10 protein-coding genes are annotated in these 14,778 nt (G+C 43.0%); 5 read left to right on the forward strand and 5 right to left on the reverse strand.

Annotated elements, in window-relative coordinates; all coding sequences use genetic code 11:
• Window positions 1-374: 374 nt before the first annotated feature.
• Window positions 375-2,399, forward strand: coding sequence for an Rne/Rng family ribonuclease (locus GLO7428_RS07325; RefSeq protein WP_015187930.1), 2,025 nt, complete (start codon window positions 375-377; stop codon window positions 2,397-2,399).
• Window positions 2,400-2,447: 48 nt separating this feature from the next.
• Window positions 2,448-3,101 carry a ribonuclease HII gene (locus tag GLO7428_RS07330; RefSeq protein ID WP_015187931.1) on the forward strand — a complete coding sequence of 218 codons (654 nt, stop codon included), beginning with the start codon at window positions 2,448-2,450 and terminating at the stop codon, window positions 3,099-3,101.
• On the opposite strand, the gene GLO7428_RS07335 is transcribed toward GLO7428_RS07330, so the two are convergent.
• On the reverse strand, window positions 3,082-3,651 hold the full coding sequence (locus tag GLO7428_RS07335; protein ID WP_015187932.1) for a DUF1997 domain-containing protein: 570 nt from the start codon (window positions 3,649-3,651) through the stop codon (window positions 3,082-3,084). The genes GLO7428_RS07330 and GLO7428_RS07335 overlap by 20 nt on opposite strands.
• 301 nt (window positions 3,652-3,952) lie before the next feature.
• Between GLO7428_RS07335 and bchH the strand changes: the two genes are divergently transcribed.
• Entirely contained in the window at window positions 3,953-7,918 is a 3,966-nt protein-coding gene (bchH, locus tag GLO7428_RS25940; RefSeq protein ID WP_015187933.1) for a magnesium chelatase subunit H, read from the forward strand.
• Window positions 7,919-8,069: 151 nt separating this feature from the next.
• Here the strand turns inward: bchH and GLO7428_RS07345 are convergent, their stop codons facing one another.
• The 3 genes from GLO7428_RS07345 to GLO7428_RS07355 form a co-directional block, all read right to left on the reverse strand.
• Entirely contained in the window at window positions 8,070-8,759 is a 690-nt protein-coding gene (locus GLO7428_RS07345) for a DevA family ABC transporter ATP-binding protein (protein ID WP_015187934.1), read from the reverse strand.
• Window positions 8,760-8,805: 46 nt separating this feature from the next.
• Window positions 8,806-9,978, reverse strand: a complete 1,173-nt coding sequence (gene devC / locus GLO7428_RS07350) for an ABC transporter permease DevC (protein WP_015187935.1) — start codon at window positions 9,976-9,978, stop codon at window positions 8,806-8,808.
• Window positions 9,979-10,071: 93 nt separating this feature from the next.
• Window positions 10,072-11,259, reverse strand: coding sequence for an ABC exporter membrane fusion protein (locus GLO7428_RS07355; RefSeq protein WP_015187936.1), 1,188 nt, complete (start codon window positions 11,257-11,259; stop codon window positions 10,072-10,074).
• A gap of 1,114 nt (window positions 11,260-12,373) precedes the next feature.
• On the opposite strand from GLO7428_RS07355, the gene GLO7428_RS07360 reads away from it, so the two are divergent.
• Window positions 12,374-13,705: a ParB N-terminal domain-containing protein gene (locus GLO7428_RS07360; protein WP_015187937.1), complete on the forward strand. Its 1,332-nt coding sequence runs from the start codon at window positions 12,374-12,376 to the stop codon at window positions 13,703-13,705.
• 323 nt (window positions 13,706-14,028) lie between these two features.
• On the opposite strand, the gene GLO7428_RS27695 is transcribed toward GLO7428_RS07360, so the two are convergent.
• Window positions 14,029-14,178 carry a hypothetical protein gene (locus GLO7428_RS27695; RefSeq protein ID WP_155823610.1) on the reverse strand — a complete coding sequence of 50 codons (150 nt, stop codon included), beginning with the start codon at window positions 14,176-14,178 and terminating at the stop codon, window positions 14,029-14,031.
• A gap of 191 nt (window positions 14,179-14,369) precedes the next feature.
• Between GLO7428_RS27695 and GLO7428_RS07365 the strand changes: the two genes are divergently transcribed.
• On the forward strand, window positions 14,370-14,648 hold the full coding sequence (locus GLO7428_RS07365) for a hypothetical protein (protein ID WP_015187938.1): 279 nt from the start codon (window positions 14,370-14,372) through the stop codon (window positions 14,646-14,648).
• Window positions 14,649-14,778: the final 130 nt, after the last annotated feature.

The raw sequence follows: 14,778 nt of genomic DNA on the forward strand, positions 1-14,778 counted from the left end.
TAAAACTTCCTTAATTTAGGAAAATGCATGAAGCTCAACAAAAGATGGTTACTCAAGTGAAACGCTAGGTATGTGCCGATTCGGGAAGAATTGACCGAATTGAGGCTAGAACTAGATTAACTTCTTGGTTTCCATCACGAGCAAAACTATATTCTATGTACCAGTAGAGAAGTTGAAAGCTGGTTTTAAAGCTAAAAATCTGCAAATTCGGGAAGGACGCACTGAGCAACAAAGGTAACGAGATGATCGCAGTTCAGCATAATCGTAAGGAAATGATTTTCCCTTCTACCTTCTGCTGTGTTAAAACCTGATTTTGTTTCCTTGTGTAACTAAAATTTAAAGCCAAGAATTGATGGCGATTTTGAGGGAATTGAATGCCAAAACAAATTATCATAGCGGAGCAGCATAATATTGCCGCAGTCTTTTCAGAAGACCAAATTCAAGAACTTGTCGTTGCTACAGGTCGGCACCAAATTGGTGATATTTATTTAGGTGTTGTCGAAAACGTCTTACCAGGTATTGACGCAGCATTTGTCAATATAGGTGATACAGAACGTAACGGTTTTATTCATGTCACTGACCTAGGACCACTCAAACTCAAGCGCACAGCAGGAGCAATTACAGAACTGTTGGCACCACAGCAGAAAGTTTTGGTGCAAGTGATGAAGGAGCCGACGGGAAATAAAGGACCGAGGTTAACAGGAAACATTACTTTACCAGGTCGGTATGTGGTGTTGATGCCGTTTGGACGCGGTGTGAATTTATCACGACGCATCAAAAATGAAAATGAGCGCAACCGCTTACGAGCTTTGGCAATTCTGATTAAACCAGCAGGTATGGGCTTACTGGTTCGCACCGAAGCCGAAGGCAAGCCAGAAGAAGCGATTATGGAAGATTTAGAGTCGCTACAACGGCAATGGGAGGCGATTTTACAAGAAGCGCAATCGACACGCGCCCCTTCACTTTTGAACCGAGATAATGATTTTATTCAGCGCGTCCTGCGCGATATGTATGGCGCGGATGTGAATCGAATTGTTGTCGATTCTAATACAGGGCTAAGGCGCGTCAAACAATACTTAATTAACTGGAGCGGGGGTCAAGCTCCACAGGGATTGTTAATCGACCATCACCGCGATCGCATCCCCATTTTAGAATACTTCCGCATCAACGCCGCAATTCGCGAAGCGCTTAAACCAAGAGTTGATTTGCCTTCGGGTGGGTACGTGATCATTGAACCGACCGAAGCTTTAACTGTTGTTGATGTAAACTCTGGGTCGTTCACGCGATCGGCAACAGCACGCGAAACCGTACTGTGGACAAACTGCGAAGCGGCAACCGAAATCGCGCGCCAACTGCGCTTACGTAATCTTGCAGGAGTAATTATTGTTGATTTCATCGATATGGAATCGCGCAAAGACCAATTGCAAGTGTTAGAACACTTTAACAAAGCGCTTAAAGCTGATAAAGCACGACCGCAGATTGCGCAGTTATCCGAGTTAGGGTTAGTTGAATTAACTCGTAAGCGCCAAGGACAAAACATTTACGAACTGTTTGGTCGCCCGTGTCCTACTTGTGGTGGATTGGGACATCTGGTGCATCTTCCAGGAGAATCGGAACGCGATCCGATCGCGTTGCGTAATGGGGGAGAACGAACTATGGGTGAAACACTGCGGTTCGCAGAATCGCGAGATTATACCACCGAACCAGCCGCAGATTATAATGTTGAACCAGGCGACAATGAAATTGCCAATCTCAATATTCTGAATCATCCTAGTTATCAAGAACTGGGAGAGAATAACAAAAATCGTCGGACTCGGCGGCGCTTGATTGGCAGAGTCGAAGGTCCTGTCAAAGATGAACCTCGGATGCCTGCTGCACCGATTAACTTAGTCAGCGATCGCGACCAAGATTTTGAACCAGAGTCTGAATCAGCGCCCTCAGAGGTATCGTTACCGATCATTGGCAAAAACAATTGGATCGAACGCGATCGCAGCGCTCGACCTACAAAACCAGAACCCGTAAAACCGGCTGTCGTCGAACCACCAGAGATTGTGTCGGTGGAAATGACCCCAGAAGAACAGGAAATTTATGCAATGATGGGTGTTTCTCCGTTGGTACACTTGAATCGGTCAGTTAAAAATTCGCGATCGCTGATTATTAACGTGGTACTACCTGGACAGGCTCCTTCAGAAGTTGCTAAGGAGGAAGATGTTCCTGTACCCGCATCATCAGAATCAGAACCAATGACAATCAGCGCAGAAGTGCCATCAGAATCTTTTGTCACCAATACTGAGGACTCTTCAGTTGCGACTGTGACCGATGAAGGTGATAATGGCGGAGGTGTTGTCACTCGCAGGCGTCGCCGTCGGTCTTCGGCAGTAGAAAGAGGTGAAGAATAAGAAACGTAAAATGATACGTCCCTACCAGAGTGCAGAGCAAGGCTGAGCGTGAAAAACGATTATATTAACTTAGACCTTGACTTTGCACTCAGCAATCAACATTCAATTTCGCTGGCTGGGGTAGATGAAGCTGGACGCGGGGCGCTGTTTGGTCCAGTCGTAGCAGCAGCGGTCATTTTACCTCCGGCTGCCTTACCAGAATTAGCCGCAAGCCAAGTGCGCGATAGCAAACAACTATCGAGTTACCGCCGACAACAGTTAGCGGCAAAAATCTGTACGTTGGCTGTAGATTGGCGAGTCGGCTTTGCGTCTACAGCCGAAATTGACAATATCAATATTTTGCAAGCGTCACTCTTAGCAATGAAGCGGGCGGTGACTAAGCTTAAGGTTCAGCCAGAACTGTGTTTAGTTGATGGCAATCAGGCGATCAAGGATTTGCCAATACCGCAACAAACACTTGTCAAAGGCGACGAGCGATCGCTTGTTATTGCTGCTGCGAGTATTATCGCGAAGGTATGGCGCGACGATCTGATCGTGCGCCTCGCTGCTAAGTATCCGATGTATGACTTGGTAGCAAATAAAGGTTACGGTACGGCACGTCATCTGCAAGCACTGCAACAATATGGTTCTTCGCGATTGCATCGGTTGTCATTTCGTCCTTGTCAAATGAGGGCAATGGCAACTAAGGAACTTGCGGAATAATTAAACCAGCGTCGGTATCTTCCGTATCACTTGCCCAAGCATAGTAATCTGCTAGCAATTGATGTTGAAGTCTTTGTTTAATCGTTAATAGTACGCTCTTAAGTAAACCATTACCTGCCGTCTCTAAGATTGGCTTGGGCGTTAACCACAATGGCGGTGGTAACTCTACTTGAACTTCTAAATCAGCGTTTCCGTGTAAACCTGTGTTACTTCCGACTTGGCATGGAGATAAATAGCCTTTGAGGTTTAGCGCAAAACGTTGGTTGATGTAGTCAACTCCCCGAATTTCACAGCCTTGGGACTGTAAATAAATTGTGCCATTAGCTTCTGCCCACACTTTAATGTCTACTGTTGGTTGAATACTCAGTGTCATAAAGGTCAGCGGACGCATAGTCAAGCGAAAACGCTCAGAACTTAAATGCTCAACTCGACTAGGATCGACTAAAGCATTAACAAGACGCTGCGGCTGTCGCAAATAATGTTGAATAGGAATTGGTTGTTCGGGAACAACAATTTCGACTGCTTGGGAAGCACTAAACCGAGTAGACATGGGCGGTTAAAAGGAGCTTTTACATAATTTTACATTCTTTTAAGCGAGATGCAGATACTCCTCAAGAAGCAAGTCCTCATGACTCATATTGGCAAAAGTAAACGTAACATCAAAGCGGTAATTGGTCATTGGCAGAGCTAACTTTCTTCTATCGCTAAGTGCTAATTACAAGTTTCCGCGTTCCCGATTACCCATTACCAGTTACCAGTTACCAGCAATATGAGTCATTTTTTTACGCAAGCACTCAGTTTGTAAAGATTTTCCCGCGTAAGATCAAAAGTAAGATGTTTGGGCTGAAGGTATGCAACGCATTGTTTTGATTGCGGGGTTTGAATCGTTCAATGCTGACTTGTACCGCAAAGCAGCACTGTTAGCAGAAGAACGCTGTCCAGAGTTAGCCATTGAGGTATTTAGCGATCGCGATATCACAGCAAGACCCGATGCAGTCGCCGCCGCGCTGGCAGAGGCCCAAGTGTTTTTTGGTAGTCTACTATTTGATTACGACCAAGTTTTGTGGCTGCGCGATCGCGTTGAACATATTCCGATTCGCCTTGTTTTTGAATCAGCACTCGAATTAATGAGTTTAACGCGCCTGGGGGCGTTTGCGATCGGTGATAAGCCCAAAGGAATGCCCAAGCCGGTAAAGTTCATCTTAGATAAATTTAGTCAAGGACGCGAAGAAGATCGCCTCGCTGGATATATTAGCTTTTTAAAAATTGGACCCAAACTCCTCAAATTCGTTCCTGGGCAAAAAGTTCAAGACCTGCGCAACTGGCTGATTATTTACGGGTACTGGAATGCAGGCGGTGTAGAAAACGTTGCTGCCTTATTTTGGACACTCGCACAAAAGTATTTAGGTATCAAAGTTGGTGAGATTCCACCACCTGTGGAAACACCCAACATGGGATTGCTGCATCCTGATTATCAAGGTTACTTTGAATCTCCGCGCGAGTATCTTGAATGGTATCAAAGTAGAAGTCAGAGGTCAGAGGTCAGAGGTCAGAGTCGTGTAGGAATATTGTTATATCGAAAGCACGTTGTTACGCGACAGCCGTATATTCCACAGTTGATTCGCCGTTTTGAAGAGGCAGGATTCATTCCATTGCCAATTTTTATCAATGGTGTCGAAGGTCATGTCGCAGTCCGTGACTGGATGACGACCGCGTATGAAACTGCACAACGACAGTCGGGGAATATTGAAACTCCTTCGTTATCACCGGAAGCTGTAGAAGTTGATGCGATCGTCTCGACAATTGGCTTTCCGTTAGTCGGTGGTCCCGCAGGTTCGATGGAAGCAGGACGACAGGTGGAAGTCGCAAAGCGAATTTTGAGTGCAAAAAATGTACCGTATATTGTTGCTGCACCGTTACTCATTCAAGATATTTATTCGTGGACACGCCAAGGTGTAGGGGGATTGCAAAGTGTCGTGTTATATGCATTGCCAGAACTTGATGGCGCGATTGATCCGGTTCCCTTGGGTGGATTGGTAGGCGAGAAGATTTATTTAATTCCCGAACGCGTACAGCGGTTGATTGGCAGGGTCAAAAAATGGATTGCTTTGCGTCAAAAGCCAGCGAGTCAGCGCAAGATTGCGGTTATTTTGTATGGTTTTCCTCCTGGTTATGGCGCAACAGGAACTGCCGCTTTATTGAATGTACCGCGATCGCTCCTGAAATTTCTCCAAGCGTTGAAAGAGCATGGCTACACTGTTGGAGACTTACCCGCAGATGGCGAAGAATTAATTCGTCAGGTGAAAGCCGCTGATGAAGATCCATCCCTAGGCAATGTTACAAATACTCGCACTTTAGAAACGTGGCTTGGTTATCTCAAAACATCTTGGATAGAAAAACATTGGAAATCATTAACAAGTAGTGGTATCAAAACCTATGGCGATGATTTTCATATTGGTGGCGTACAACTTGGTAACGTTTGGATTGGCGTACAGCCTCCACTCGGAATTCCTGGCGATCCGATGCGGCTAATGTTTGAGCGGGACTTGACACCGCATCCACAATATGCAGCATTTTATCAATGGTTGCAGCATGAATTTCAAGCTGATGCGGTTGTTCACTTTGGGATGCATGGCACAGTCGAATGGTTGCCTGGTTCGCCGTTGGGAAATACTGGTTACTCGTGGTCAGATATTTTATTGGGTAACTTGCCACATTTATATGTATATGCAGCGAATAATCCTTCAGAATCGATTTTGGCAAAGCGTCGGGGGTATGGTGTCTTAATATCGCACAATGTTCCGCCTTACGGTCGGGCAGGGTTGTATAAAGAATTAGTCGCATTACGGGATTTAATTGCAGAGTACCGCGAAGATCCTGAAAAGAATTATGCTTTGAAAGCAGCGATTTGCAAGAAAATTGTCGATACAGGAATCGATGCCGATTGTCCATTTGAGGATGCAAAACGCTTAGGCATTGCGTTTACACCAGAAAATGCACGGATGTTTAGTAACGCGGCATTCAACCATTACTTAGTGCAAATGTATGAATATTTACAAGTACTAGAAAACCGCTTATTTTCCTCAGGATTGCATACACTAGGAGAAGCACCAACCTCCGAAGAATTAGCAAGCTACCTTCAAGCTTACTTCGGCGAAGAATTATCCGAAGAGATAATAGATGCGATCGCACAAGGCAATACCATCGAGTACGGGCAAGGCAATGCCTTGCCCCAACCTCACCAAAAATCTCATACCTCGCCCCAACCTCACCAAAAATCTTATACCTTGCCCCAACCTCACCAAAAATCTTATACCTTGCCCCAACCTCACCAAAAATCTCATACCTCGCCCCAACCTCACCAAAAATCTTATACCTTGCCCCAACCTCACCAAAAATCTTATACCTTGCCCCAACCTCACCAAAAATCTCATACCTCGCCCCAACCTCACCAAAAATCTTATACCTTGCCCCAACCTCACCAAAAATCTTATACCTTGCCTCAAGAAGCTTTACAAATCCGCGATCTCTTAGCACAAAATACTGATGAGATCGCAAACCTACTTAGGGGACTCAATGGCGAATACATTCCGCCTGCGCCTGGTGGTGACTTGTTACGCGATGGAATTGGTGTTTTACCAACAGGGCGCAATATTCACGCGCTAGATCCTTACCGAATGCCATCACCAGCAGCGTACGAACGCGGCAAAGAAATCGCGCAAAATATCATTGCCCAACACCTGCAAGAACACAAAACATATCCTGAAACGATCGCTGTAATGTTGTGGGGATTAGATGCAATTAAAACACGGGGTGAATCGTTGGGAATTCTCTTAGAACTTGTTGGCGCTGAACCCGTCAAAGAAGGAACTGGAAGAATTGTGCGCTACGAGTTGAAACCTTTATCGGAAGTAGGACATCCTCGAATTGATGTATTAGGAAATCTTTCAGGGATTTTCCGCGATAGCTTTGTGAATATTATCGAACTACTCGACGATTTATTTCAACGCGCCGCAACGGTAGACGAACCAGAAGAGCAAAACTTTATTCGCAAGCATTATTTAGCCCTGCGATCGCAAGGAGTTGAAAACGCTTCGGCACGGTTATTTTCTAATCCAGCGGGCGATTTTGGTTCAATGGTGAATGAAAGAGTTGTTGATGGTAACTGGGAATCGGGTGATGAGTTGGGGAATACTTGGCGCGATCGCAATGTCTTTAGTTACGGTAGACAAGATAAAGGTCAAGCACGACCGGAAGTATTGACCCAATTATTGCAAAAGTGCGATCGCATTGTGCAGGAAATTGATTCGGTAGAATACGGTCTGACTGATATTCAAGAATACTATGCTAATACGGGTGGCTTAAAAAAGGCAGCAGAAAAGCAACGCGGAAAGAAAGTCAACGCCAGTTTTGTCGAAAGCTTCTCGAAAGATACAACTCCGCGAAATTTAGATGATTTATTACGGATGGAATACCGCACAAAGTTACTTAATCCCAAGTGGGCGGAAGCAATGGCAAATCAAGGTTCTGGCGGTGCGTTTGAGATTTCCCAACGGATGACAGCTTTGATTGGTTGGGGCGGTACTGCTGATTTTAGCGATTCTTGGGTTTATGACCAAGCGGCGGATACGTATGCACTCGATCCAGAAATGGCTGAGAAATTACGCAAGGCAAATCCTGAAGCTTTTCGTAATATTGTTGGCAGAATGTTAGAAGCCCACGGGCGAGGTTTTTGGCAAGCTGATGCAGAGAAACTAGAAAAATTGCGAGAGTTGTATGAATTAGCTGATGAGGAATTAGAAGGTGTAACGATTTAGGTAATTTAGTACGTTAATTTGAGTTTTGAATTAAAAGACTTTTTATAAATTATAACTCAACACTCTTAACGAGTAGCTCTTTGCTCCCCCGATCTCTCACCTCTGCTATATATTATAATTGCTAGATTCAGTAAAGAATAGGACTTTATATTTACAACACGACTTCTTTGAATAACTTACCGTCTTCCATATATATTGTGCGATCGGCAATATCTAAAATGCGGTTGTCGTGCGTCACCATCAAAATTGCACAGCCTTGTTCTTTAGCCAATTGCTGCATCAAGTCAACGACATCTCTTCCTGATTTACTGTCTAAAGCAGCGGTGGGTTCGTCGGCTAAAACTAATTTGGGTTGACTGACTAAAGCCCGCGCGATCGCAACACGTTGTTTTTGTCCTCCTGATAAATCAGAAGGGTAATAATTCACGCGATTTCCTAACTTAACAGCATGAAGCATCGCTTCGGCTTTTGCTTTGGCGATGCGATCGGGTTCGTTGTGCAATTCCAATGCCATTTGGACATTTTGTCTTGCTGTTAAAAACTCTAGTAAGTTATGTGATTGAAAAATAAAGCCAATGTGACGCCGTACTTGAACTAATTCATCGTCACTCGCGCCATAAAGTTCCCTTCCTAAAACTTTCAAACTTCCTTCCTGAACAGAACGCAAACCACCAATCAAAGTTAATAAAGTACTTTTTCCTGAGCCGGATGGTCCTGTCATTATAATAACTTCTCCGGCTTTGATTTCCAAGTTTATATCTGATAATACTTGGCTACGTATCGATTTGCCACCAAAGTAATGATTGAGATTTTTGATGTCAACAATATTTCTTTCATTCATGTGAATTGCAAAGCATTAGCTTCATACAAAATGAATAAAATTGCTTTTAAAAAATATCTGCTGGGTCGGCTGAACGTAGTTTTCCAATTGAAAAGAATCCTGAAGTAAAGCACATAAGCGTAGCCGAAACTAACACTGCCAATAATTTATTTGGACTCATGATCACTGGTAATTGAGTTGCATTGCTAGCAATATCGTACAAACCATAAGAAACAATAAGTCCTGGAATATAGCCCAAAATTGCTAACAGTAATGCTTGTTGAAATACAACATCAAGTAGATATTTATTTTTAAATCCCATTGCTTTTAGGGTTGCATATTCCATTAAGTGATTGGAAATATTACTGTATAAAATCTGGTAAACAACAACGACACCAACAACAAAGCCCATGAACACCATCAAACTGAAAACAAAACCTATGGGAGTTCTCACTGACCAATAATCTTTTTCAAAAGCCATGTACTCGCGGCGCGTAAAAACTTTGACATCGTTGGGTAAAATCTTAGTTAAAGCGGCTTGCATTTGCTTGACGTCAGCACCTGGTTTTAGCGTGACTATACCAATATCAATTCGGTCTGGGGTTCGGTCTTGAAAAACTCTTAAAATTGTTGCATAGTTGACAATCAAATTTCCATCAACTCCAAACGAAGGACCTAATGTAAATAGTCCGCCGACATTGACTTGATAACCAACAGTTCCGTTATAAGGAAATATTTCAACAGAAACAGGTTCATTCTGATGAAAATTTTCAACAACAGGACCAAACTCAGGTCTTGAAGCTTGGTCAAATAAAACTCGGTTGGGAAACTTGAGAACGTCGAGATTTTGTGCAACTTCGGGAAGATCAAAAGCGGGAAATGCTGGGTCAACACCTAAAACATAAATAGGATTTTTTTCGCCGTTTTCAGGGTTTTTGAATTTAGAAAATTGCACGTAGAGTGGACTAACTGACTCAACTCCTTCAAAACCAAGGACTTGATACAGACGCGATCGCGGAAAGCTTTGTTGAGATGTCAGCGATTTGTATTGCGAACTAATGATAAATAAATCGCCTTTGAGTTTTTGATGGACTTGTGTCGCACTCTCATAAAGTGCATCTTGAAAGCCAAGTTGCATGAACATCAAGACAACGACAAAAGCAATACCTGCCAAAGCTACAATGAAACGTACTCTTTGCCGTGCTAGTTGTAACCAGGCTAAAGGAATTTTGAGCAGCATGAGATATGGTAGCCCTAAATCTGTTGTGAGCAGTTGTGGGTAACTGGTAATTGGTAATAGAATTAAAACGCTGGTAGTTTTCCTATCTATTAGTTAAATGTTAATTGCGACTTGAACTTGTAAGTTTGTTAAACCAGCAACTCTTTGGTTATCCTCTGGGTTATCGATGCGAATTCTGACTTCAACAACTCGATTGTCTGTATTAGCGGTTGGGTTAGTACTTAAAACTTCTTGCGAATTGACTTGTAACCCAATGTGAGTGACTTCTCCACTGAGAGTGTCAGACAAAGCGCTGCTCGTAATTGTTGCTTTTTGTCCTAGACGAACTTTAGCAATATCAGTTTCATAGATTTCGGCTACGGCGTACATTTGGTTTGTTTGACCGAGTTCCGCGATGCCTCGATTACTGACAATTTCTCCAGGGCGAGTATGGATGTTTAGCACTTGGGCATCCTTGGGCGCGCGGACATACGATAAGTTTAGATCAGCTTGGGCTTGAGTGACTGCGGCGATCGCACCGTCAACTTCTGCTTGGGCGACTTGCACATCCACTGGGCGCACTTCGGAGGTTGCGGCTAAGGTGGCTCTTGCTTGGCTAATTTGTTCGCGGTAACTTGATGTTGTCCGATTTAAAGTAGCGCGGGCTTCGTTGAGTTGCTGCTGTAGGGTGGCGACGGGTAAGCGTTTACTATCAAATAAAGAAGCCGAAATTGCGCCTTCTTGATATAAGTTTTGATAACGCCGATACTCAGCTTGAGCATTATTCAACTCCGCTTCTAAGCGCGCGATCGTGGCTTGTTGTGCTGGTATTTCTCCTTGTAACTCAGCTTCTAAGCGCGCGATTGTAGCGCGTTGAGCGTCGATTTGTCCGGTTTGTGCGCCTGCTTGAACTCTTGCTAGCTGTGCTTTGGCAATTTTAACTTGCTGCTGGGCGGCAATTAAAGCTGCTCGTCGCGGTTCGTAGGTATCAAGAATCGCAATGATTTGTCCGGCTTGAACGCGATCGCCTTCTTGAACTAAAATTTGCGATACTCGCGCGCTTTGGGCTGACGTTGGCGGTGATAAGCGAATGACTTCGCCTTGTGGCTCTAAACGTCCTAACCCAGTCACCGCAATTCTTACTGGAGTAGGATTCTCTGTAGTGGTAACGACACTCGGAGCGCTTGCCCTAAATCTTGTCAAATTATAAATTGAGAAAATCCCATTGAGTATAGTCAAAAGCGCAACTACACCAATCAACCACTGATCCTTTATTTCTCGCTCACGTTTCTTCTGAACCATAACTTTTTTTCCTGATCCGGTAGTTCAGATAACAGCGTAGATCTCATCAGAGACTCCGCTACAGAAAGTTTCGACATGGATACATCAAGCTTTATCGACGTCATTACCTAAAATCTAGCAATAGCTTGACAGGTTGCAACCAAAATATTTGTTAATCTCATCACCATTACTTATTTTTATTGAGTCGGATTGCTAACAAGGTTGCGGAATGAGCCGCAATGATTGGTAACTAATTACACAAGCCAGTAGCCAAGACGACAAAAAACTTTATTCGAGGGAAACGAATCCTCAATACTTACTTATTGCCCAAATTGATCCGTGAGAAGGACTAAAACGGTCTTACTCCTGGAGGAATTATAACTAATTTTTTCCATTTGTAAATGAGTATAGCTGAGCAATTTTTAAAGTATAGTAAATGGGTCGATAACTAAGCTGCCTGAGAAAACAAGCGGAACGTAGCGCAGAGTTGCTCTACTAAAGCTTGCAAAAGAATGTATTTGTCAGCCTCAACTCGGTTCAGGATCGTGAAGGTTCGGCTTTGCTGAAAAGAACAATTTTAATTTTTAGATTGTGTGCGGTCAGGGAGTATCTAACAATAGGCAAGTAGAGAAGATCCTTAGTTTGTTGTAATGAAATGATGTCTATCGTTGTTTGAGCACAAGCGATTAGAGAAATTTGAAGATAAAATTAATGATTTGTAACACAACGATTATTCATAAATAATTGATAGTAGTTATGTGCTTTTTAAACTTAATAACCAGCTTCACCACGTAGCAAGAATACGCGAGAATATGTAGCTAGATGTTACTTAGCTACTGCTATGAAATTATCTATAAGATAACTTTTTGATATACAATGATTCTGCGGAGCTAGCCTATGTAGGGACTTTACGAAATTAGTATTGTTCGTATATATTGGAGCTTAATTGTATAAACTAAAGCTGTACTAATGCGGTTCACACTGAAGAAAAATGTTACAGTCAACCAACTGCGATCGCACTTATAAGATTTGTTAAAGTTCAGATACTGAACATAGTGTTATTTAAGGGTGCAGCCAAATTTATTAATTATTTTGATTAGCGTGTTAATTACTATAATGGGGATACACAACACCAATGCCTATTGTCACCATCGCGCAGATTAAAGTTGGTCTCAATAGACGCCCAATCAAGCAACAAAAAGTTATTGAACTGATAGAGTCAATTAAGGCTAATGGGCTGTTAAACCCAATTACTGTCGATCAGGATTTAAATTTAATTGCAGGACTACATCGGCTAACCGCTTGTAAAATGCTCGGACTAGAGCAGGTTGAGTGTAATATAATTAATTGTGCAGATTCAGCGCACGCGCGGTTAGCAGAAATTGATGAAAATTTGATTCGCAGCGAACTAGATGCTTTAGAGCGCGCAGAATTGTGGCTAGAACGCGATCGCATTTTAGAAGGCTTGCAACTTCGAGCCAAACCAGGAGATAATCAATACACCTATAAAGGTAAAGGCAGTGAAACGATTTCACCACCTCCAAAGACAACGTTTGAGCTAGCACAAGCGGTAGGATACACGGAACGAACGTTTCAACAAGGAAAGCAAATTGCCAAAAGCATTTTGCCCGAAGTGAAAGAAGCAATCAAAGGAACTGCGATCGCCAAAAGCACAACCGCACTACTAAAAGTGGCGCGCGCCGGAAGCAAAGAGCGCGAACAAGCAGAGAAAGCAGAAAAAGCAATTCAGGAAGCTCAAAAGCAAGAAGAACGCCAACGCCAAGCGCAATTAGCAGATGAAGCCAGAGCCAAGCAGCGAGAGCTACAACTACAAACACTGCGCAATGTGGCAGCACAGAAAGCGGCGAAGCTGAAAAAGAAAGAATTACGCAAGCACTTACAGCCACAAGCAAAAGAAATTACCACTCAAGACGTTTTGAATACTCAACCTGGCGATCAGTGGCTTTTAGCACGACACTTAGTCTATTGCGGCGACACCGCGAGTGATGAGTTTATTCGCTGTTTACCGTCTCATGCGGCACTTGCGATCGCCACTCCCTCGACAATTTGGCGACATGATTATTTAATCGACGAAGCGCGCGTTGTTGCTGTGTTGCGCACGGCGGGGTACATTCATCAATTCTGTACGCAGCAACGGATGCCTTTTCAATACGAGTTGTTGATTGGTGGGATTTATGTTGCGCTGTTTTCTTACTCTTCGCTAATGGCACCCCAAAACCCGATTGAAGTTGAAGGCGTCGAAGGCATTGTCGCATTTTTGATAAGTTTGTACTCGCAAGAAGGCAACTTTGTGTTAGCGCCATTTATTGGACACGGCGAAGCGTTAATTTGTTGCGAACGAATGGGGCGGATTTGCTTTACAGGTGATTTAGAGCCGCAGCACGTTAGTCAAGCGATCGCGCGTTGGCAACAATGGACGGGAAGGCAGGTGCAAAGAGGAAGCTGACATAATTCGCGGCAACGCTTCCGGAAAACTGCTGAAACTTCATCAAATCTTTACACAAATCCCCCAAAAAAGCCGATTTTTATAAAGATAGTGTAAAGCTGTGGTGACGTACCTAGATATCGTGATAGTTTCGTAACCAATCTATCGACCAGCATAACTACTCCAACTTGCCGTCACCGATTGTTAATTAACTGATAGAACGATAGAGAAAAACTTGTTGTAACTATAGTAAGTTTTGAACATAGTTAAATAAATAAGTCAAATCTCTGTCACGTTCAATACAGAAATTAGCAAAACAGCGCAACTAAGATGCTGGCTAAAGCTTAGAAAATTGTATAGCCGTCCAGATAAAGTGCGATCGCCCCTTGTTCGCGTTCAATTCCTTTCGTCAACATGAGTAGGTAAACCGACACTGAACAAGCACGAATAAATACTGAACAAAACTGAATAAAGATATCTGACGAATTCAGCACTTTTGAGATAGTTTAGGAACCAATAATTTTTTTGGCAAAGCCAAATGACAACAAATAGATAAAAAAAATTGTTTTTATCTCAAACGTTTGCTAGAACACAGTATTTATATTTGTTGAGAATTATGATAAGTTCCATAGATATGCCAGTTCAGGTAGCTAAAAACCTACTACTTTTTTTAAAAGGGTCATTTATGGCATTCATCAAAATTGAAAATGTTGTCATCAATACCAACTATATCGCTGCGATTAAGCTTGATAATCAAACGATTTCTGGTGAAAGCAGCGTTTCGCTCCTGATGGCTACCCCGAAGCTTCCTTTGTTTCAAATAGAAGGTGCTTTCCCGAATCACTATCACTACGAATGGATTGACTTTGTAGGTAGGGAAGCAAAAGCGCTCAAAGATTATTTTACTAGCTTTAATAATGTAATTGATTTACTACCACAGCCTTGTAAAGTCAAAGAAATGTAATCTCATTCGTCATTACTAAATAAATCATTTAAGTTTGTGCTGCAAACAAGTAGACCTAAGCCTATGTTTGCCTGCAATATTACTGTTGCATTATCACAGTTACACAACGAAATCAGAAATTGTGAAACAG

The sequence above is a fragment of the Gloeocapsa sp. PCC 7428 genome, from assembly GCF_000317555.1.
In the GTDB taxonomy this organism is placed as follows: domain Bacteria; phylum Cyanobacteriota; class Cyanobacteriia; order Cyanobacteriales; family Chroococcidiopsidaceae; genus Chroogloeocystis.

Excerpts from the sequence above, each read along its gene's own strand:
- GLO7428_RS07325 (WP_015187930.1), top strand. The coding sequence starts at position 375 with ATGCCAAAACAAATTATCATAGCGGAGCAGCATAATATTGCCGCAGTC.
- GLO7428_RS07355 (WP_015187936.1), bottom strand. The coding sequence starts at position 11,259 with ATGGTTCAGAAGAAACGTGAGCGAGAAATAAAGGATCAGTGGTTGATT.
- GLO7428_RS07365 (WP_015187938.1), top strand. The coding sequence starts at position 14,370 with ATGGCATTCATCAAAATTGAAAATGTTGTCATCAATACCAACTATATC.
- devC (WP_015187935.1), bottom strand. The coding sequence starts at position 9,978 with ATGCTGCTCAAAATTCCTTTAGCCTGGTTACAACTAGCACGGCAAAGA.
- GLO7428_RS07360 (WP_015187937.1), top strand. The coding sequence starts at position 12,374 with ATGCCTATTGTCACCATCGCGCAGATTAAAGTTGGTCTCAATAGACGC.
- GLO7428_RS07335 (WP_015187932.1), bottom strand. The coding sequence starts at position 3,651 with ATGTCTACTCGGTTTAGTGCTTCCCAAGCAGTCGAAATTGTTGTTCCC.
- bchH (WP_015187933.1), top strand. The coding sequence starts at position 3,953 with ATGCAACGCATTGTTTTGATTGCGGGGTTTGAATCGTTCAATGCTGAC.
- GLO7428_RS07345 (WP_015187934.1), bottom strand. The coding sequence starts at position 8,759 with ATGAATGAAAGAAATATTGTTGACATCAAAAATCTCAATCATTACTTT.